The sequence below is a fragment of the Clostridium simiarum genome, assembly GCF_018919175.1.
GTDB classification, from domain to species: domain Bacteria; phylum Bacillota; class Clostridia; order Clostridiales; family Clostridiaceae; genus Clostridium_L; species Clostridium_L simiarum.
Genome location: NZ_JAHLQL010000002.1, coordinates 34,159 through 53,587 on the forward strand (window position 1 = coordinate 34,159; position 19,429 = coordinate 53,587).

The window sequence follows — 19,429 nt, forward strand, 5'->3', positions numbered from 1 at the left end:
TGTGCGAATTGTTTTTGTAGATGGCTATAATGTTATAAATAGCTGGTCAGAATTAAGAGCGATGAAAGAATATAGCTATGAAGCCGCAAGACAAAAGCTTACAGATTATATGCAAAATTATTCTAGTTTTAAAGGACATAAAATCTTTTTGGTATTTGATGCTCACAAGGTTTCAGGTGCTTTAGAGAAAAAAGAGAAAATAGGAAATGTAATAGTGGTATTTACTAAAGATGGTGAAACAGCAGATAGTTACATAGAAAAATCCGTAAACAATATAGGAAGAAAAACAGAAGTTGCTGTAGTAACTTCTGACTCCTTAGAACAGCAAGTTGCTTTCCAAAGGGGAGCTATAAGAGTTTCCTCTTTGGAATTTTATTATGAGGTAAAAGAAATAGAAAGTAAAATAATGGTTAATGCGGAAAAAGTCACATCTTCACAGAGGAATTTGTTGGAAGATAGGATAGATAAGAATATATTGGAAAAACTTGAGAAAATTCGTAGAAGCCGTTGAAATACCTTGACTTAAAGCTTTACGCTAGCTTATAATTAAATACATGATGTACATGATTTGGAGGGAGAGCGATGGAGAAGAGGGGTAGTGCTGCTAAAAATTTTTCTCCTTATCAAGATATGCTTGATGAAGAGATTGTTGTAGAGGCCAAAAAAGGAAATGTAAGAGCCCAAGAATATCTTATAAATAAATATGAAAATTTTGTAAAAGCAAAGGCTAAATCCTATTTTTTGATAGGGGCAGACAGAGAGGATATATATCAAGAGGGAATGATAGGATTATATAAAGCTATAAGAGATTTCAGACCAGATAAATTAGCTTCCTTTAAAGCTTTTGCAGAACTTTGTGTAACAAGGCAAATAATAACCGCAATTAAAACAGCTACCCGACAAAAACATATTCCTTTAAATACTTATGTATCTCTTAATAAACCTATATATGAAGAAGAGTCAGACAGAACCCTTTTAGACGTACTGTCAAGTATAAAGGTTAGTGACCCGGAAGAGTTAGTTATAAGTAAGGAAGAAATGAGTCATATAGAAAAAGAGATAGGAAAGGTACTTTCAGACTTAGAAATGGAAGTTTTAATGTCATATTTAGATGGAAAATCCTATCAAGAAATAGCTTGTGATTTAGATAGACATGCTAAGTCTATAGACAACGCTCTTCAAAGGGTTAAGAGGAAACTTGAAAAATGTTTAAATAACAGATAATTTGCACAAAAATTATTGACATGGAATAAAATTAGTAGTAAAATCTAAAAGTGGTTAATCGGATATAAATATCTGAACAGAGGCAGTTTAAACTTAATAATTTTAATTCATAATAAATAAAGATTAACCAATCTGTTTCTCAGTTCAGCAGATGTTGCCCATGTAGCTCAGTAGGCAGAGCGTCACCTTGGTAAGGTGGAGGTCGTCGGTTCGAGCCCGATCGTGGGCTCCAAATATATGGAAAACACAAAACACTAGGCAAAGTTTATTGCAAATGAAATAAAGGATAAGGAGGAAATTATAAATGTCAAAAGCAAAATTTGAAAGAAGTAAACCTCACGTTAATATTGGAACAATAGGACACGTAGACCACGGTAAGACAACATTAACAGCAGCAATAACATCAGTATTAGCAAACAAGGGATTTGCAGACGCATTTAAGTATGACGAAATAGATAAGGCACCAGAAGAGAAGGAAAGAGGAATCACAATCAATACTTCTCACGTTGAGTACCAAACAGAAAACAGACACTATGCACACGTTGACTGCCCAGGACACGCTGACTATGTAAAGAACATGATAACAGGAGCAGCACAAATGGATGGAGCGATCTTAGTTGTATCAGCAGCAGACGGTCCAATGCCACAAACAAGAGAACATATACTACTAGCATCAAGAGTTGGTGTTGACTATATAGTAGTATTCTTAAATAAAGCAGATATGGTAGACGATGCAGAATTATTAGAGTTAGTTGAAATGGAAGTAAGAGAGCTATTAAGCGAATACAACTTCCCAGGAGACGATACACCAATAATCGCAGGATCAGCATTAAAAGCATTAGAAAATCCAACAGATGAAGCAGTAATTAAGCCGATATTAGACTTAATGGATGCAGTAGATAGCTACATTCCAACACCAGAAAGAGCAACTGACAAACCATTCTTAATGCCAGTAGAAGATGTATTTACAATAACAGGAAGAGGAACAGTTGCAACAGGAAGAGTAGAAAGAGGAATTTTACATGTAGGAGACGAAGTAGAATTAATCGGACTATCAGAAGATAAGAGAAAAGTAGTAGTAACTGGAGTAGAAATGTTCAGAAAGTTACTAGATGAAGCACAAGCAGGAGACAATATAGGAGCATTATTAAGAGGAATACAAAGAACAGAAATCGAAAGAGGTCAAGTATTAGCAAAACCAGGAAGCGTAAACCCACACAAGAAATTTGTAGGTCAAGTTTACGTATTAAAGAAAGAAGAAGGTGGAAGACATACACCATTCTTTGATGGATACAGACCACAATTCTATTTCAGAACAACAGACGTAACAGGATCAATCAAATTACCAGACGGAATGGAAATGGTAATGCCAGGGGATCACATAGATATGAATGTTGAATTAATAAACCCAGTAGCAATGGACGAAGGACTAAGATTCGCTATAAGAGAAGGCGGAAGAACAGTTGGTTCAGGCGTTGTTACTAAAATAGTTGAATAATCGTCTTAGAACATAACGGGGCTGGGTTTAAAAACCTAGTCCTTTACATAAGTTTAAAGTTGACATAGAGCTTTAATTATGATAAATTATTAAGGTAATGCGTAAAAACGAGTATAAGAGCAGTAGAGTTCTTATGGTTATATACGAAAATACTGGAGGTGCACAAGGTGAGAGTGAAGATAACTTTAGCATGCACAGAGTGCAAGCAGAGAAACTACAACTCAATGAAAAACAAAAAGAACGACCCAGACAGATTAGAAATGAAGAAATACTGCAAATTCTGTAAAAAGCACACACTTCATAAAGAGACAAAATAGCGCGCTTAGAAACCTTAAGGATGTGAATTTATGGCTGTGGATGAAAAAAACAAAGTGGTTAAGAGTACAGGCAATAAATCAAATCAAAAGACTAATTTTCTTAGAGAAGTTAAGTCAGAATTTAAGAGGATAAGCTGGCCAGTTAAAAAAGACATTAAAAAGGCCTTTTTAGCTGTCATTAGCTTTTGTTTGTTATACATTGTCTTTATAGGCGCAGTAGATCTTTTATTTAAAAACCTCTTTAAGTTAATTTTCAAATTAAAGTAAAAAAGGAGGTTGGGATGAGAATTCGTCCCGAATATTATGAGTGAAAAAGCTAGATGGTATGTAGTACATACGTATTCAGGATATGAAAATAAAGTAAAAGCTAACCTTGAGAAAACCATTGAAAATAGAAACTTGCATGAGTTAATACATGACGTACAAGTTCCTATGGAAGAGTCCGTAGAAGAAAAAGATGGAAAGAAAAAGGTTACTATGAAAAAAGTATTTCCAGGATATGTATTGGTAAAAATGATAATGACAGACGACTCTTGGTATGTTGTAAGAAACACAAGAGGAGTTACTGGGTTTGTAGGTCCAGGGTCTAAACCTGTACCGCTTACTGATGAAGAAGTGGGTTCTATGGGGATATATGAAACTCCTGTATCCATCGATTTAGAGGTAGGAGAAAGTGTCAAGGTTATTTCAGGTCCTTTAAAAGAATTTATGGCAACTATAGAAGAAATAAACCTTGAGAAAAGAAAAGTTAAAGCCTTGGTTAGTATGTTCGGAAGAGAAACTCTTGCAGAACTTGATTTTAACCAAGTAGAAAAATTAGATTAAATTCTAGACTAAAGGTCTTAATTAAGTGGGAGGGCTTTTTAAAGTCCCGTATAACCACAGTATAGGAGGAATAACTCATGGCTAAGAAAGTAACAGGAATGATAAAACTTCAACTTCCTGCAGGGAAGGCAACACCAGCACCACCTGTTGGACCAGCGCTAGGACAACATGGAGTAAATATTATGGGATTCTGTAAAGAATTCAACGCTAAAACAGCAAATCAAGCTGGATTAATAATCCCGGTTGTAATAACTGTTTATCAAGATAGATCTTTCAGTTTTATACTTAAGACACCACCAGCAGCGGTATTATTAAAGAAAGCAGCTGGACTTGAAAGTGGATCTGGAGTACCAAACAGAACTAAAGTTGGTAAAGTTACAAGAGAACAAGTTAAGCAAATAGCAGAAACTAAAATGCCTGATTTAAATGCAGCATCTTTAGAAACAGCTATTAGCATGATTGAAGGAACAGCAAAAAGTATGGGAATAGTTGTAGAAGACTAATTATTGTAAATTGGTGGGAGGCTAGGACCGTTAATACCACAAAGGAGGCTTAACAATGGGAAAAATGGGTAAAAATTATCTAGAAAGCATAAAGCTAATAGACAGAAATGTTTTATATACACCAGCAGAAGCGGTAGATTTAACTTTAAAAACAGCTAAAGCAAAATTCGATGAAACAATAGAATTACACGTAAGACTTGGAGTTGATCCTAGACACGCTGATCAACAAGTAAGAGGAGCAGTTGTGCTTCCACACGGAACTGGTAAGAAAGTTAGAGTTTTAGTTTTTGCTAAGGGTGATAAAGCTAAAGAAGCTGAAGCGGCTGGTGCAGAATTTGTAGGAGCAGAAGATCTAGTTGATAAAATTCAAAAAGAAAACTGGTTCGATTATGATGTAGTTGTTGCAACTCCAGATATGATGGGTGTAGTTGGTAGATTAGGTAGAGTACTTGGACCTAAGGGATTAATGCCAAACCCAAAATCAGGAACAGTTACATTTGATGTAGCAAAGGCTGTTCAAGAAATAAAAGCAGGTAAAGTTGAATATAGAGTAGATAAAACTGCTATAGTTCACGTTCCAGTAGGAAAAAAATCCTTTGGAAATGATAAGCTAATGGATAACTTCCGTGTATTAATGGAAGCATTGGTGAAGGCTAAACCAGCAGCTGCTAAGGGACAATACATTAAGTCAGTATCTGTTTCTAGCACTATGGGACCTGGAGTGAAAATAAATCCAACAAAAGTTTTAGAGTAGTATTGACAAAGGTTAATACATATAGTATAATTTCTTTTGTTGAAAATTAAATAAAGATATTCCGTAGACAGTAGGTGCGAAAGCATAATAGTTTAACTACCTACCGAGGACCCAATAATAGAGATAATTATAGGTCTTCTCACGTCTGCGAGAAGGCCTTTGTTATTATAAAAAGCAGTGGAAACTGTGAGGAGGTGGACACACAGTGAATAAGAATAGACAATTAAAAGAAGCTAAAGTTGCTGAAATAAGAGAAAAATTAGAAAAAGCTCAAGCTGTTGTACTTACTGATTATCAAGGATTAACAGTTGAAGAAGATACAGAGCTTAGAAAGAAATTAAGAGAAGCTGGTGTAGAATATAAAGTTTATAAAAATTCATTAGTTGCTCTTGCTGCAAAAGACTTAGGCTTAGATGGAATGGTTGAATTTTTAGAAGGACCAGTTTCTATAGCATTAGGCTATGAAGATGTTACTGTTCCAGCTAGAATACTTAGCGATTTTGCTAAAGATCATAAGAAGCTTGAGTTGAAAGCTGGTGTTGTTCAAGGTGAAGTATACGATGCTAATAAAGTTAAACAACTTGCATCAATACCACCAAAAGAAGTTCTTATTGCAAAACTTCTTGGAAGCTTCAAAGCTCCATTATCAAATTTAGCTTACTTGTTAAATGCGATTAAAGAAAAGAAAGAAAGCGAATCAGCTGAGTAATTCAATTATCAAAACATTAATTATTATTAGATAGAAAATTCGGAGGTGTATTTAAATGACAAGAGAAGAAATAATTCAAGCTATAAAAGAAATGAGTGTATTAGAATTAAACGAATTAGTTACTGCTTGTGAAGAAGAATTTGGAGTAAGTGCTGCAGCACCAGTTGCGGTAGCAGGTGGAGCTCCAGCAGCAGCTGCTGAAGAAAAGACTGAATTTGATGTAGTATTAGCAAGTGCTGGATCAGAAAAGATAAAAGTTATAAAGGCTGTTAGAGAAATAACTGGATTAGGATTAAAAGAAGCTAAAGAAGTTGTAGACGGAGCTCCTAAGACATTAAAAGAAGGAGTTTCTAAAGAAGAAGCTGAAGAAATCAAAACTAAACTTTCAGAAGTTGGTGCTACAGTAGAAGTTAAGTAGTAGTATATACATAAGAGGCGCTTTATAGTTAAAGTGCCTCTTTTTTAAAGTATTTCCTATTGACGGCTAATATTTATTATGATACTATTATTTAATGTACCGTTGAATATGGGGAAGTATATTCAAAGTAATAATATATTTCAATATTTCAGCGATATGATGATTTTTTTTGACACAATTGGTTATACTAATATGATGATGTGTATGCAATCCAGAAGCAAAAATTCTTAAAGAAAGTTTGTTTTTGGTTATTTTAGTTTATACAAGGGGTGAAAAGCTAATGGTACATCCTGTCCAAGTCGGGAAAAGAACAAGAATGAGCTTTGCAAGAGTCAAAGATGTGGCAGAGATGCCTAACTTAATCGAGGTACAGTTAGATTCCTACCAATGGTTTTTGGATGAAGGACTTCAAGAAGTATTTGATGACATAAATCCAATAGCAAACTATACAGGAAATCTTGTACTTGAATTTGTTGGGTATAAACTTGATATGGATAATATCAAGTATTCTGTAGAAGAATGTAAAGAAAGAGATGCAACTTATGCAGCACCACTAAAAGTTAAGGTTAGACTTCAAAATAAGGAAACTGGTGAACTTAAAGAACAAGAAGTATTTATGGGAGATTTCCCATTAATGACTGAACAGGGAACTTTTATTATAAACGGTGCTGAAAGAGTAATTGTAAGCCAATTAGTAAGATCACCGGGTGTGTATTATAGTCAGTCACTGGATAAAAATGGAAAGAAATTATTTTCTTCCACAGTAATACCTAACAGAGGGGCATGGCTAGAATATGAAACAGACTCAAATGATGTAATATATGTAAGAATAGACAAGACAAGAAAGCTACCAATTACTATTCTTGCTAGGGCTATGGGCTTTGCAAGTGACCAAGAGATAATGGATTATTTCGGTGAAGATGAAAGATTAAAAGCTACTATAGAAAAAGATAATACTAAAACAAGGGAAGAAGCCCTATTAGAGATATATAAAAGATTAAGACCAGGAGAACCTCCTACAGTAGATAGTGCAATGAGTTTAATAGATTCATTGTTTTTTGACGCTAAGCGTTATGATTTATCAAAGGTTGGTAGGTATAAATTTAATAAGAAATTGGCTTTAAATTTAAGGATTACTAACCAAATAGCAGGAGCTGATATAATTCACCCTGAAACTGGTGAAATATTTGTTCAAAAGGGAGAGAAAATAGATAGAGAGAAAGCTATTGATATACAAGATAGCGGAATAAATTCAGTAGACATAGTTATTGATGATAGAATAGTAAGGATTGTAGGAAATAACTTTGTCAATATACGCAAACATCTACCTTTCGATATAGATGATTTAAACATAAGGGAATTTGTGCATTATCCAACTTTAAGAGAAATACTTAGCAATTATACAGAAGAGTCCGCTATAAAAGAAGAAATCAAAAAAAATATACATAGGCTTATACCAAAACATATAATCAAGGATGATATATATGCAACTATAAACTATGAAATAGGTCTTTTGTATGTTGTGGGTTATGTGGATGATATAGATCACTTAGGAAACAGAAGATTAAGATCAGTTGGAGAATTGCTACAAAACCAATTCAGAATAGGTCTTTCTAGAATGGAAAGAGTAGTAAAAGAAAGAATGACAATACAGGACCAAGAAGGGATAACTCCTCAGGTTCTTATAAATATAAGACCAGTAGCTGCAGCTATAAAAGAATTCTTTGGTAGTTCACAGCTTTCACAGTTCATGGATCAAACCAATCCACTTTCTGAACTTACTCATAAGAGAAGACTTTCAGCACTTGGACCAGGTGGTTTATCTAGAGAAAGAGCTGGATTTGAAGTAAGAGACGTTCACCATTCCCATTATGGAAGAATGTGTCCTATAGAAACGCCAGAAGGACCGAATATAGGACTTATAAACTCTTTAGCTACTTATGCTAGAGTTAATGAATACGGGTTTATAGAAACGCCATATAGGGTGGTAGATAAAAAGACTGGTATAGTAACAGGTGAAATCAGATACTATACAGCAGACGAAGAAGATCATTATCTAGTAGCTCAAGCCAATGAGCCTTTAGATGAAAATAATAAGTTCTTAGATGATAGGGTAACAGTAAGAACAAAAGAAGATATTTTAGTTGTACCTTATGAAGATGTTGATTTAATGGACGTATCCCCAAGGCAGATAGTATCTGTTGCTACAGCTATGATACCTTTCCTTGAAAATGATGATGCCAGCCGTGCGCTTATGGGATCTAACATGCAACGTCAGGCTGTACCTTTATTGAAACCTCAAGCTCCGATAGTTGGAACAGGTATCGAATATAAAGCAGCAGTAGACTCAGGGGTTCTTCCTAAGGCTAAGAATGCAGGAACTGTAGCTTATGTAGGGGCAAGTGAAGTTAGGGTTAAACGAGACTCTGATGGTGGTATGGATGTATATAGATTGCTTAAATTTAAAAGATCCAACCAAGGTACTTGCATAAATCAAAGACCTATTGTAAGTAAAGGTGATTATGTAGCAAAGGGAGCAGTATTAGCTGATGGACCTTCTACAGATTTAGGGGAAATTGCATTAGGTAAAAATATAAGAATGGGCTTCATCACATGGGAAGGGTATAACTATGAGGATGCTATGCTTATTTCTGAACAGTTGGTAAGAGACGATGTGTTTACTTCTATTCATATAGAAGAATATGAATGTGAAGCTAGAGATACTAAGCTAGGGCCAGAAGAAATAACAAGAGACATACCAAACGTAGGTGAAGATGCATTAAAAGACATAGATGAACGTGGAATTATAAGAATAGGTGCAGAGGTAAGATCTGGAGATATACTTGTAGGAAAAGTTACACCAAAAGGTGAAACTGAGTTGACTGCAGAAGAGAGATTGCTTAGAGCTATATTTGGAGAGAAAGCAAGAGAAGTAAGAGATACTTCATTAAGAGTTCCTCATGGGGAGGCAGGAATCATAGTAGATGTTAAAGTGTTTACTAGAGAAAACGGAGATGAATTGCCACCAGGGGTAAATCAACTTGTAAGATGCTATATAGCTCAAAAGAGAAAGATATCTGTAGGAGATAAAATGGCGGGTCGTCATGGAAATAAAGGGGTTATATCAAGAGTTTTACCAGAAGAAGATATGCCTTTCTTACCAGATGGAAGACCGTTACAAATATGCTTAAACCCATTAGGGGTTCCTTCACGTATGAATATAGGTCAGGTATTAGAAGTTCACTTAGGTCTTGCAGCAAGTAAGCTAGGATGGCATATAGCTACTCCAGTATTTGATGGAGCAAATGAATATGACATAGAAGAACATCTTATAAAAGCAGGATATAATGGAGATGGAAAAACTGTATTATATGATGGAAGAACAGGAGAACCTTTCGATAATAGGGTAACTGTTGGATATATGTATATATTAAAACTTGCCCACTTAGTTGACGATAAGATCCACGCAAGATCAACAGGACCTTACTCATTGGTTACACAACAACCTTTAGGAGGAAAGGCTCAGTTTGGCGGACAAAGATTTGGAGAGATGGAAGTTTGGGCTCTTGAAGCATATGGAGCAGCGCACACTCTTCAAGAAATATTGACAGTTAAGTCTGATGACGTTGTAGGTAGAGTTAAAACTTATGAGTCAATAGTTAAAGGTGAAAACATACCAGAACCTGGTGTGCCAGAATCCTTTAAGGTTCTTATAAAGGAACTTCAAGCGTTATGCTTAAACGTAAAAGTTCTTAATGATGAAAATGAAGAAATTAAATTAAAAGAGTCCGTAGAAGAAGAACAAGAAGATTTAGATGTAAATATTGAAGGTGCAGAACAAGTTGTGCAACCTGCAGAACCAGAAGATGACTATGTTGAAAATAATGAAGAAGAACAAGAAGAAATAGATATAGATTATGATGAGTTGCCGTTAGATGATTTTGAAAAAGAATTGGAATTAGATGACTTTGGCGATGAACACTAATTTTGAAGGGAGGATTACCCTTGGTTGAATTAAACAATTTTGATGCTTTGCAAATAGGTCTAGCTTCTCCAGAACAGATAAGGGAATGGTCTAGAGGCGAAGTTAAAAAACCAGAAACAATCAATTATAGAACATTAAAACCTGAAAGAGATGGTTTGTTCTGTGAAAGAATATTTGGACCTATGAAAGACTGGGAATGCCATTGTGGTAAATATAAAAGAGTAAGATATAAGGGTATAGTTTGTGACAGATGTGGAGTTGAGGTTACAAAATCTAAAGTAAGACGTGAAAGGATGGGGCATATAGAATTAGCTGCCCCAGTATCTCACATTTGGTACTTTAAAGGAATACCTTCACGTATGGGATTAATGCTGGATATGTCTCCAAGATCCCTTGAAAAAATACTATATTTTGCTTCTTATGTGGTTTTAGATCCTCAAGATACTCCACTTTTGAAGAAACAACTTCTTAATGAAAAAGAGTATAGAGAAGCTGTAGACAAATATGGTGAAGAGAGTTTTACTGCTGGTATGGGAGCAGAAGCCGTAAAAAATTTACTAGAAGAGATTGACTTAGAAAGATCAGCAGTAGATTTAAAAGAAGAATTAAAAAACAGCACAGGTCAAAAGAAAGTTAGAATCATAAGAAGACTTGAAGTTATTGAGTCTTTCAGAAAATCAGGAAATAAACCTGAGTGGATGATAATAGGTGTAATTCCTGTTATACCGCCAGATTTAAGGCCTATGGTTCAATTAGATGGAGGAAGGTTTGCAACTTCTGATTTAAATGATTTATATAGAAGAGTTATAAATAGAAACAATAGACTTAAAAAGCTATTGGATTTAGGGGCTCCGGATATAATAGTAAGAAATGAAAAAAGAATGCTTCAAGAAGCGGTAGATGCTTTGATAGACAATGGTAGAAGAGGTAGACCTGTAACAGGTCCTGGAAACAGACCTTTAAAATCATTGTCAGATATGCTAAAGGGAAAGCAAGGTAGATTTAGACAAAACTTATTAGGAAAACGTGTTGATTACTCTGGAAGATCTGTTATAGTTGTAGGACCAGAACTTAAAATGTATCAATGTGGTTTACCAAAGGAAATGGCTCTTGAGCTTTTCAAACCTTTTGTTATGAAAAAATTGGTTGAAAATGGTATAGCTCATAACATAAAGAGTGCAAAGAGAATGGTGGAAAGAGTAATGCCTCAAGTATGGGATGTGTTAGAGGAAGTTATTTCAGACCATCCAGTATTATTGAATCGTGCTCCTACACTACATAGATTAGGGATTCAAGCATTCCAACCTGTATTGGTAGAGGGAAGAGCTATAAAGCTTCATCCACTAGTATGTACTGCTTATAACGCTGACTTTGACGGAGATCAGATGGCGGTTCACGTACCACTTTCAGTGGAAGCTCAAGCAGAGGCAAGATTTTTAATGCTTGCAGCGGGTAATATATTGAAACCTTCAGATGGAAAGCCAGTTTGTGTACCTACTCAGGATATGATACTAGGTTCATATTACTTGACCCTAGATAAAGATGGGGAGTTAGGTGAAGGAAATTTATTTGGAACACCAGAAGAAGCTATAATGGCTTATCAGTTAAAAGAAATATCTTTACACGCTAAAATAAAGGTTAGATTATCTAAGGAAATTAATGGAGAAATCCAACAAGGAATAGTTGAAACCACTGTAGGTAAGATAATATTTAATGAATCCATACCACAAGATTTAGGGTTTGTTGATAGATCTTTAAAGGACAATATATTTAAATTGGAAGTAGATTTCCTAGTAGATAAAAAGAATCTTGGAAAGATAGTAGATAAATGTTATGCAACACATGGTCCAACTGAAACATCTGTAATGTTAGATCAGATTAAAGCAAAAGGATATCATTATTCTACTATTGGAGCTATTACAGTTTCTGTATCTGATATGGTTGTTCCAGAACAAAAGTCAGTACTTCTTAAAGAAGCAGAAGAAACTGTAAAGAAGATAGAAAAAATGTATAAAAGAGGTTTCATATCTGAAGATGAAAGATATGAAAGAGTTATAGATAAATGGACTAAGACTACTGAAGAAGTAGCAGATGCTCTTATGGCTAACTTGGATAGATTTAATCCAATATTTATGATGGCTGACTCAGGGGCGAGAGGTTCTAAGAGTCAGATTAAGCAGCTAGCCGGTATGAGGGGACTTATGGCGAACCCTTCAGGAAAGATAATAGAGCTTCCAATTAAAGCTTCATTTAGGGAAGGACTTGATGTATTAGAATACTTCATATCTACCCACGGAGCTAGAAAAGGTAATGCAGATACAGCGTTAAAAACAGCTGACTCAGGATACCTTACAAGAAGACTTGTTGATGTAAGTCAGGACGTAATAGTAAGACAAGAGGACTGTGGAACATCAGAAGGAATTTATGTAGCAGAAATAAAAGAAGGAAGCGAAGTAATAGAGCCATTAAAAGAGAGATTAACAGGAAGATATTCAGCTGAGGATATTATGGATCCTGAAACTGGTAATGTAATAGTAGAAAAAGATTCCTACATGAACGCAGAAATAGCTGAAAGAGTACAAAAAACGGGAATTAAAAAAGTTAAGATAAGATCCGTATTTACTTGTAAGTCTAAGGTTGGTGTTTGTGCTAAATGTTATGGTATGAACATGGCTACAGGACAAAGAATAAATATTGGTGAAGCTGTTGGTATAATAGCAGCACAGTCTATAGGGGAACCAGGTACACAGCTTACAATGAGAACATTCCATACAGGTGGAGTTGCTGGAGCAGATATAACGCAAGGTCTTCCTAGAGTTGAAGAATTATTTGAAGCTAGAAAGCCAAAAGGATTAGCTATAGTAACAGAAGTTCCTGGTACAGTTAAAATTGAAGAAACAAAGAAAAAGAGAGTTGCTTTTATAACCACAGAATCAGGTGAAGAATTTAGCTATGATATACCATTTGGTTCAAGATTAAAAGTTAGCGATGGGGACTTTATTGAAGCTGGGGATGAGATAACAGAAGGTTCTGTAAACCCACACGATATCATGAGAATTAAAGGTGTTGAAGGCGTTAGAAGTTATCTTTTATCTGAAGTTCAAAAGGTTTATAGATTACAAGGGGTTGACATAAACGATAAGCACCTTGAAGTTGTAATAAGACAGATGACAAGAAAAATCAAAGTAATAGAATCTGGGGAAACAGAACTTTTACCAGGAACTATGATAGATATGTTTGATTTTATTGGAGAAAATGAAAGAGTTACAGAATTAGGAATGGAAGAAGCTAAAGGTGAAAAAATACTTCTTGGAATTACTAAAGCAGCCTTAGCTACTGATTCTTTCTTATCTGCAGCATCTTTCCAAGAAACTACAAGAGTGTTAACTGATGCAGCAATAAAAGGAAAAATTGATCCATTGCTAGGATTAAAGGAAAATGTAATCATAGGAAAACTTATACCAGCAGGTACAGGGATGAGTAGATATAGATCAGTAAGATTAAATACAGAAGTTGATCTAATAGAAAAAGAAGCTGTTAATACTTTAGAAGATTAATTAATTTTATTGACAGCATATAACGAAAATGATAAAATACAATTTGTGTGATTTTATCATAATCACACTTTGAAAAATCAATTTTAAATTTGTTTACATGAGTTTTGCGGGGTGAAGCTTTAGCTTCGCTCCGGGTTTAATTTAATTCAAGGAGGTAAATCTCATGATAGACAGACTTTTAGGAAAGAAAGTAGTCGGTATAAAACAAGTGAAAAAAGCTTTAAGTGATGATAAAGGTTTAAAGCTATATGTAGCAAAAGATGCCGATTCAAAGCTTATTGTCCCTATAGTAGACATGGCTAAAGAAAAAGACATAGATATAGAATATGTTAGTACCATGAAGCATCTGGGAAAGATGTGTGGTATAGAAGTGGGTGCAGCAACTACTTTAATCCTAAAAGAAGAATAATTTAGCTATTATCTTATTTTAATAGATTAATAAATTTATTTTAAAAATTCAGGAGGTGAAAACATGCCAACAATTAGCCAATTAGTTAGAAAAGGCAGAAAGACAGTAGCAACTAAATCTAATTCTCCAGCTCTTAAAAATTGTCCTCAAAAAAGAGGTGTATGTACTGTAGTTAAAACTACTACACCAAAGAAACCTAACTCAGCGCTTAGAAAAATTGCCAGAGTTAGATTGACAAATGGTTATGAAGTATCTGCGTACATCCCAGGAATAGGACATAATTTACAAGAACATAGTGTTGTTTTAATCAGAGGTGGAAGAGTTAAGGACCTTCCTGGTGTTAGATACCACATTGTAAGAGGCGCATTAGACTCAGCAGGTGTAGCTAACAGAATGCAAAGTAGGTCAAAGTATGGTGCTAAGAAACCAAAGCAAAAGTAATTTTGCAAAATCATAGTGCTATGTCTTCGTCGTTTAAATAGATTTATAAACCTAAGTTTATATAGATTTCGGAGCGCAGAGCACTTTACGGCGTAAAGTCGAGTACCAATGAACTTAAATATTCATGTTAAGGAGGGAAGAAAAGTGCCAAGAAAAGGACATATAGGAAAAAGAGATGTTTTACCAGATCCTTTGTACAACAGTATAGTTGTTACAAAGTTCATAAACAGTATAATGATAGATGGTAAAAAAGGAGTAGCACAACAAATATGCTACGACGCATTTGACATAATTGCAGAGAAAACAGGTAAAGAAGCTTTAGAGGTTTTCGAAGCTGCTATGAACAATGTTATGCCATTATTAGAAGTTAAAGCTAGAAGAATAGGTGGAGCTACTTACCAAGTACCAATGGAAGTAAGACCAGAGAGAAGACAGACATTAGGAATAAGATGGATGTTAGCTGCTTCTAGAAAAAGAGGAGAAAAGTACATGAGAGAAAGATTAGCTAATGAGCTAATCGATGCTTCTAACAACACAGGAGCTGCTGTTAAGAAGAGAGAAGATACTCATAAAATGGCTGAAGCTAATAAAGCATTCGCTCATTACAGATACTAATATAAAACTGTTTTGGCTTTTGCCAAAACAGTTTTATCGAATTTTAATTACTAATTTTGTATAAATTATACTTGAGAGGAGGAAAAAATAGTGGCAAGACAAAATCCTTTAGATAAATATCGTAATATAGGAATAATGGCACATATAGATGCAGGTAAAACTACAACTACTGAGCGTATTTTATTCTACACAGGAAAAACACATAAGATTGGTGAAACTCACGAAGGTGCAGCTACAATGGACTGGATGGTTCAAGAGCAAGAGAGAGGTATAACAATTACTTCAGCAGCGACTACCTGTCAATGGAAAGGCTACACAATAAACATAATAGATACACCAGGACACGTAGACTTTACAGTTGAGGTTGAAAGATCACTAAGAGTTCTAGATGGAGCTGTAACAGTTCTTGATGCTAAAAGTGGTGTTGAACCACAAACTGAAACTGTTTGGAGACAGGCAGATAAGTATGGAGTACCAAGAATGATTTATGTTAATAAAATGGATGCCGTTGGAGCAGACTTTTATAACTGTGTAAACTCCATAAGAGATAGATTAAAAGCAAATGCAGTGCCAATTCAAATTCCTATAGGTCAAGAATCAGAGTTCGTTGGAATGGTTGACCTTATAAGAATGGTTGGAATAGTTCATAAGAATGATTTAGGAACTGAAATAGAAGAAGGTGAAATTCCAGCAGAATTAAAAGAAAAGGCAGAAGAATATAGAGCTGCAATGATTGAAGCTATTGCTGAAAGCGATGAAGAATTAATGATGAAGTATTTGGAAGGTGAAGAAATCACTGAAGAAGAAATTCATGTAGCTATAAGAAAAGGAACTATTGCCAATGAAATAATTCCAGTTATCTGTGGTTCTTCATACAAGAATAAGGGTGTTCAAGAAATGATAGATGCAGCAGTTGAATACATGCCATCACCATTAGATATACCTGCAATAAAAGGTATGTCACCGGACACTAACGAAGAAGATGAAAGAAAAGCAGATGATGCAGAGCCTATGTCTGCATTAGCATTTAAGATTGCAACTGACCCATTTGTAGGAAGGTTAGCATTTACAAGAATCTATTCTGGAATAATGAAGAGTGGTACATATGTATTTAACTCAACAAAAGGTAAGAAAGAAAGAGTTGGAAGACTTGTTAAAATGCACGCAAATCATAGAGAAGAAGTTGAAGAATTACGTGCAGGAGATTTAGGTGCCATAGTTGGATTAAAAGAAACGACTACAGGGGACACATTATGTGATGATAGCGCTCCAATTATACTTGAGAGCATGGAATTCCCTGAACCAGTTATAAACGTAGCTATTGAGCCTAAAACAAAAGCAGGTCAAGAAAAAATGGGTATAGCTCTTGCTAAGTTAGCAGAAGAAGATCCAACATTCAGAACTTACACTAATCAAGAAACAGGTCAGGTTATTATAGAAGGTATGGGTGAGCTTCACCTTGAAATTATAGTAGATAGACTTCAAAGAGAGTTTAAGGTTGAATGTAATGTTGGTAAGCCACAAGTTGCTTATAAAGAAACTATTAGAAAAGCTGTTAAAGCTGAAGGTAAATTCGTTAGACAATCAGGTGGACGTGGACAATATGGACATTGTTGGATTGAGATGATGCCGCATGAGGGAGAATATCAATTCGAAAATGCTATTGTTGGGGGAGCTATCCCAAGAGAATACATACCAGCTGTAGATAACGGAATTAAAGAAGCATCTGATAGTGGTGTTATAGCAGGATACCCAGTTATAAACTTTAAAGTTAAGCTAGTTGATGGATCATACCACGATGTTGACTCTTCAGAAATGGCATTTAAGATAGCTGGATCTATGGCATTCAAAAATGCTATGTCAAAAGCTGACCCAGTATTACTTGAACCTTCAATGAGAGTTGAAGTTGTTGTTCCAGAGGAATACATGGGAGATGTTATAGGAGATATAAACTCTAGAAGAGGAAGAATAGAAGGTATGGAAGCAAGAGGTGGAGCGCAAGTTATAAAAGCGTTTGTTCCCCTTTCAGAAATGTTTGGATATGCAACAACCTTAAGATCAAGAACACAAGGTAGAGGAACTTATAGTATGGAATTTGACCATTATGAACAAGCTCCAAAGAGCATACAAGAACAAATAGTAGGAAATAAATAATTAAAATAAATATATGAGCTTTAATAGTAAGGAGGAAATTATAAATGTCAAAAGCAAAATTTGAAAGAAGTAAACCTCACGTTAATATTGGAACAATAGGACACGTAGACCACGGTAAGACAACATTAACAGCAGCAATAACATCAGTATTAGCAAACAAGGGATTTGCAGACGCATTTAAGTATGACGAAATAGATAAGGCACCAGAAGAGAAGGAAAGAGGAATCACAATCAATACTTCTCACGTTGAGTACCAAACAGAAAACAGACACTATGCACACGTTGACTGCCCAGGACACGCTGACTATGTAAAGAACATGATAACAGGAGCAGCACAAATGGATGGAGCGATCTTAGTTGTATCAGCAGCAGACGGTCCAATGCCACAAACAAGAGAACATATACTACTAGCATCAAGAGTTGGTGTTGACTATATAGTAGTATTCTTAAATAAAGCAGATATGGTAGACGATGCAGAATTATTAGAGTTAGTTGAAATGGAAGTAAGAGAGCTATTAAGCGAATACAACTTCCCAGGAGACGATACACCAATAATCGCAGGATCAGCATTAAAAGCATTAGAAAATCCAACAGATGAAGCAGTAATTAAGCCGATATTAGACTTAATGGATGCAGTAGATAGCTACATTCCAACACCAGAAAGAGCAACTGACAAACCATTCTTAATGCCAGTAGAAGATGTATTTACAATAACAGGAAGAGGAACAGTTGCAACAGGAAGAGTAGAAAGAGGAATTTTACATGTAGGAGACGAAGTAGAATTAATCGGACTATCAGAAGATAAGAGAAAAGTAGTAGTAACTGGAGTAGAAATGTTCAGAAAGTTACTAGATGAAGCACAAGCAGGAGACAATATAGGAGCATTATTAAGAGGAATACAAAGAACAGAAATCGAAAGAGGTCAAGTATTAGCAAAACCAGGAAGCGTAAACCCACACAAGAAATTTGTAGGTCAAGTTTACGTATTAAAGAAAGAAGAAGGTGGAAGACATACACCATTCTTTGATGGATACAGACCACAATTCTATTTCAGAACAACAGACGTAACAGGATCAATCAAATTACCAGACGGAATGGAAATGGTAATGCCAGGGGATCACATAGATATGAATGTTGAATTAATAAACCCAGTAGCAATGGACGAAGGACTAAGATTCGCTATAAGAGAAGGCGGAAGAACAGTTGGTTCAGGCGTTGTTACTAAAATAGTTGAATAATTAAAGGCTTAGATTAGTTAAAATAAAAAATTCAATCGATTGACATTAAATGGGTAAGACGAGATCTTACCCATTTTTGTTGCATTAACTTAAAAATAAATATATAATTTTAAAAGTAAGTTTAAAAAATTTTTTTATAAATAAATTAGTAGATTAGGGCATTAAATATATGTCAATAATAAAAAACAAATGAATAAAAAATGCTTGTAACTTTAAAATAAATATAGTATAATAAAGTAGTTGTAAAGCTATAACAGCGATGAGACAAGAGGTTGCCGGACTTCCGGGGGAATTCTTGTTGAGTATGTTAGGGTCTTAGAACCCAACGTCGGGATTTCATAGACTGAGTTCTAGGGTGCACAAAAAGGAAACACCTGGGGCAGTTTACAGAACGTCCGCTGTTGTGCGTTAGAAGTAATGCGTACATGAAAAGGAGGGAAATTAAATGTCAAAACAAAAAATTAGAATCAGATTGAAGGCTTTTGATCACAAAATATTAGATCAATCAGCAGAGAGAATTGTTGAAACAGCAAAATCCACAGGAGCTAAAGTAGCTGGTCCGGTACCACTACCAACAGAAAAAGACATTATTACAGTATTAAGAGCTGTTCATAAGTACAAAGATTCTAGAGAACAGTTTGAAATAAGAACTCACAAAAGATTAATAGACATAGTAAATCCGTCACCAAAGACTGTTGATGCTCTAATGAGATTAGATCTACCAGCAGGAGTTGACATCGAAATTAAGCTATAACGTACATAGGGTGTACGCGTAATAGATA

General features: G+C 35.1%; 18 protein-coding genes, 1 tRNA gene and 1 other annotated feature. All 19 genes read left to right on the top strand.

Going from position 1 to position 19,429, the window contains the following annotated elements; translation table 11 throughout:
- The first annotated feature begins 1 nt into the window (after position 1).
- Positions 2–511 (top strand): NYN domain-containing protein, encoded by a 510-nt coding sequence (locus KQI89_RS08075; RefSeq protein ID WP_216456716.1) that lies wholly within the window; start codon positions 2–4, stop codon positions 509–511.
- 71 nt (positions 512–582) lie between these two features.
- Positions 583–1,224: an RNA polymerase sporulation sigma factor SigH gene (gene sigH / locus KQI89_RS08080; RefSeq protein WP_032123652.1), complete on the top strand. Its 642-nt coding sequence runs from the start codon at positions 583–585 to the stop codon at positions 1,222–1,224.
- A 156-nt stretch (positions 1,225–1,380) separates the two neighbouring features.
- Positions 1,381–1,456: transfer RNA gene (locus KQI89_RS08085), tRNA-Thr, on the top strand.
- Positions 1,457–1,528: 72 nt separating this feature from the next.
- Positions 1,529–2,722: an elongation factor Tu gene (tuf, locus tag KQI89_RS08090; RefSeq protein ID WP_216456717.1), complete on the top strand. Its 1,194-nt coding sequence runs from the start codon at positions 1,529–1,531 to the stop codon at positions 2,720–2,722.
- Between the two features lie 167 nt (positions 2,723–2,889).
- Entirely contained in the window at positions 2,890–3,039 is a 150-nt protein-coding gene (rpmG, locus tag KQI89_RS08095; RefSeq protein WP_081923153.1) for a 50S ribosomal protein L33, read from the top strand.
- A 30-nt stretch (positions 3,040–3,069) separates the two neighbouring features.
- Complete coding sequence (secE, locus tag KQI89_RS08100; RefSeq protein WP_216456718.1) at positions 3,070–3,306, top strand: preprotein translocase subunit SecE; 237 nt, start codon at positions 3,070–3,072, stop codon at positions 3,304–3,306.
- Between the two features lie 36 nt (positions 3,307–3,342).
- Positions 3,343–3,864 carry a transcription termination/antitermination protein NusG gene (nusG, locus tag KQI89_RS08105; RefSeq protein WP_216456719.1) on the top strand — a complete coding sequence of 174 codons (522 nt, stop codon included), beginning with the start codon at positions 3,343–3,345 and terminating at the stop codon, positions 3,862–3,864.
- Positions 3,865–3,941: 77 nt separating this feature from the next.
- Positions 3,942–4,367 (top strand): 50S ribosomal protein L11, encoded by a 426-nt coding sequence (gene rplK, locus KQI89_RS08110; RefSeq protein ID WP_032120384.1) that lies wholly within the window; start codon positions 3,942–3,944, stop codon positions 4,365–4,367.
- A gap of 64 nt (positions 4,368–4,431) precedes the next feature.
- Complete coding sequence (gene rplA, locus KQI89_RS08115; RefSeq protein WP_035324440.1) at positions 4,432–5,121, top strand: 50S ribosomal protein L1; 690 nt, start codon at positions 4,432–4,434, stop codon at positions 5,119–5,121.
- A gap of 43 nt (positions 5,122–5,164) precedes the next feature.
- Positions 5,165–5,294: a sequence feature (ribosomal protein L10 leader region), on the top strand.
- 32 nt (positions 5,295–5,326) lie between these two features.
- Positions 5,327–5,830, top strand: a complete 504-nt coding sequence (gene rplJ / locus KQI89_RS08120; protein ID WP_032120386.1) for a 50S ribosomal protein L10 — start codon at positions 5,327–5,329, stop codon at positions 5,828–5,830.
- 55 nt (positions 5,831–5,885) lie between these two features.
- Positions 5,886–6,248 carry a 50S ribosomal protein L7/L12 gene (gene rplL / locus KQI89_RS08125; RefSeq protein WP_032120387.1) on the top strand — a complete coding sequence of 121 codons (363 nt, stop codon included), beginning with the start codon at positions 5,886–5,888 and terminating at the stop codon, positions 6,246–6,248.
- Positions 6,249–6,528: 280 nt separating this feature from the next.
- The gene (gene rpoB / locus KQI89_RS08130; RefSeq protein WP_032120388.1) at positions 6,529–10,233 is read left to right on the top strand and encodes a DNA-directed RNA polymerase subunit beta; all 3,705 of its coding nucleotides are present in this window, start codon (positions 6,529–6,531) and stop codon (positions 10,231–10,233) included.
- Positions 10,234–10,253: 20 nt separating this feature from the next.
- Complete coding sequence (gene rpoC, locus KQI89_RS08135; RefSeq protein WP_216456720.1) at positions 10,254–13,790, top strand: DNA-directed RNA polymerase subunit beta'; 3,537 nt, start codon at positions 10,254–10,256, stop codon at positions 13,788–13,790.
- A 163-nt stretch (positions 13,791–13,953) separates the two neighbouring features.
- A complete protein-coding gene (locus tag KQI89_RS08140; protein ID WP_032120390.1) occupies positions 13,954–14,199 on the top strand; it encodes a ribosomal L7Ae/L30e/S12e/Gadd45 family protein in 246 nt (81 codons plus the stop codon).
- A 63-nt stretch (positions 14,200–14,262) separates the two neighbouring features.
- A complete protein-coding gene (rpsL, locus tag KQI89_RS08145) occupies positions 14,263–14,640 on the top strand; it encodes a 30S ribosomal protein S12 (protein WP_032120391.1) in 378 nt (125 codons plus the stop codon).
- A 144-nt stretch (positions 14,641–14,784) separates the two neighbouring features.
- Positions 14,785–15,255, top strand: coding sequence for a 30S ribosomal protein S7 (gene rpsG, locus KQI89_RS08150; protein ID WP_032120392.1), 471 nt, complete (start codon positions 14,785–14,787; stop codon positions 15,253–15,255).
- A gap of 90 nt (positions 15,256–15,345) precedes the next feature.
- Complete coding sequence (fusA, locus tag KQI89_RS08155; protein WP_216456721.1) at positions 15,346–17,409, top strand: elongation factor G; 2,064 nt, start codon at positions 15,346–15,348, stop codon at positions 17,407–17,409.
- Between the two features lie 44 nt (positions 17,410–17,453).
- The gene (tuf, locus tag KQI89_RS08160) at positions 17,454–18,647 is read left to right on the top strand and encodes an elongation factor Tu (protein ID WP_216456717.1); all 1,194 of its coding nucleotides are present in this window, start codon (positions 17,454–17,456) and stop codon (positions 18,645–18,647) included.
- Between the two features lie 445 nt (positions 18,648–19,092).
- A complete protein-coding gene (rpsJ, locus tag KQI89_RS08165) occupies positions 19,093–19,401 on the top strand; it encodes a 30S ribosomal protein S10 (RefSeq protein WP_032120395.1) in 309 nt (102 codons plus the stop codon).
- The last annotated feature ends 28 nt before the right edge of the window (positions 19,402–19,429 follow it).

Excerpts from the sequence above, each read along its gene's own strand:
- KQI89_RS08140 (WP_032120390.1), top strand. The coding sequence starts at position 13,954 with ATGATAGACAGACTTTTAGGAAAGAAAGTAGTCGGTATAAAACAAGTG.
- rpsJ (WP_032120395.1), top strand. The coding sequence starts at position 19,093 with ATGTCAAAACAAAAAATTAGAATCAGATTGAAGGCTTTTGATCACAAA.
- tuf (WP_216456717.1), top strand. The coding sequence starts at position 1,529 with ATGTCAAAAGCAAAATTTGAAAGAAGTAAACCTCACGTTAATATTGGA.
- rplA (WP_035324440.1), top strand. The coding sequence starts at position 4,432 with ATGGGTAAAAATTATCTAGAAAGCATAAAGCTAATAGACAGAAATGTT.
- rpsL (WP_032120391.1), top strand. The coding sequence starts at position 14,263 with ATGCCAACAATTAGCCAATTAGTTAGAAAAGGCAGAAAGACAGTAGCA.
- secE (WP_216456718.1), top strand. The coding sequence starts at position 3,070 with ATGGCTGTGGATGAAAAAAACAAAGTGGTTAAGAGTACAGGCAATAAA.
- rplK (WP_032120384.1), top strand. The coding sequence starts at position 3,942 with ATGGCTAAGAAAGTAACAGGAATGATAAAACTTCAACTTCCTGCAGGG.
- rpoB (WP_032120388.1), top strand. The coding sequence starts at position 6,529 with ATGGTACATCCTGTCCAAGTCGGGAAAAGAACAAGAATGAGCTTTGCA.
- nusG (WP_216456719.1), top strand. The coding sequence starts at position 3,343 with ATGAGTGAAAAAGCTAGATGGTATGTAGTACATACGTATTCAGGATAT.
- rplL (WP_032120387.1), top strand. The coding sequence starts at position 5,886 with ATGACAAGAGAAGAAATAATTCAAGCTATAAAAGAAATGAGTGTATTA.
- tuf (WP_216456717.1), top strand. The coding sequence starts at position 17,454 with ATGTCAAAAGCAAAATTTGAAAGAAGTAAACCTCACGTTAATATTGGA.
- sigH (WP_032123652.1), top strand. The coding sequence starts at position 583 with ATGGAGAAGAGGGGTAGTGCTGCTAAAAATTTTTCTCCTTATCAAGAT.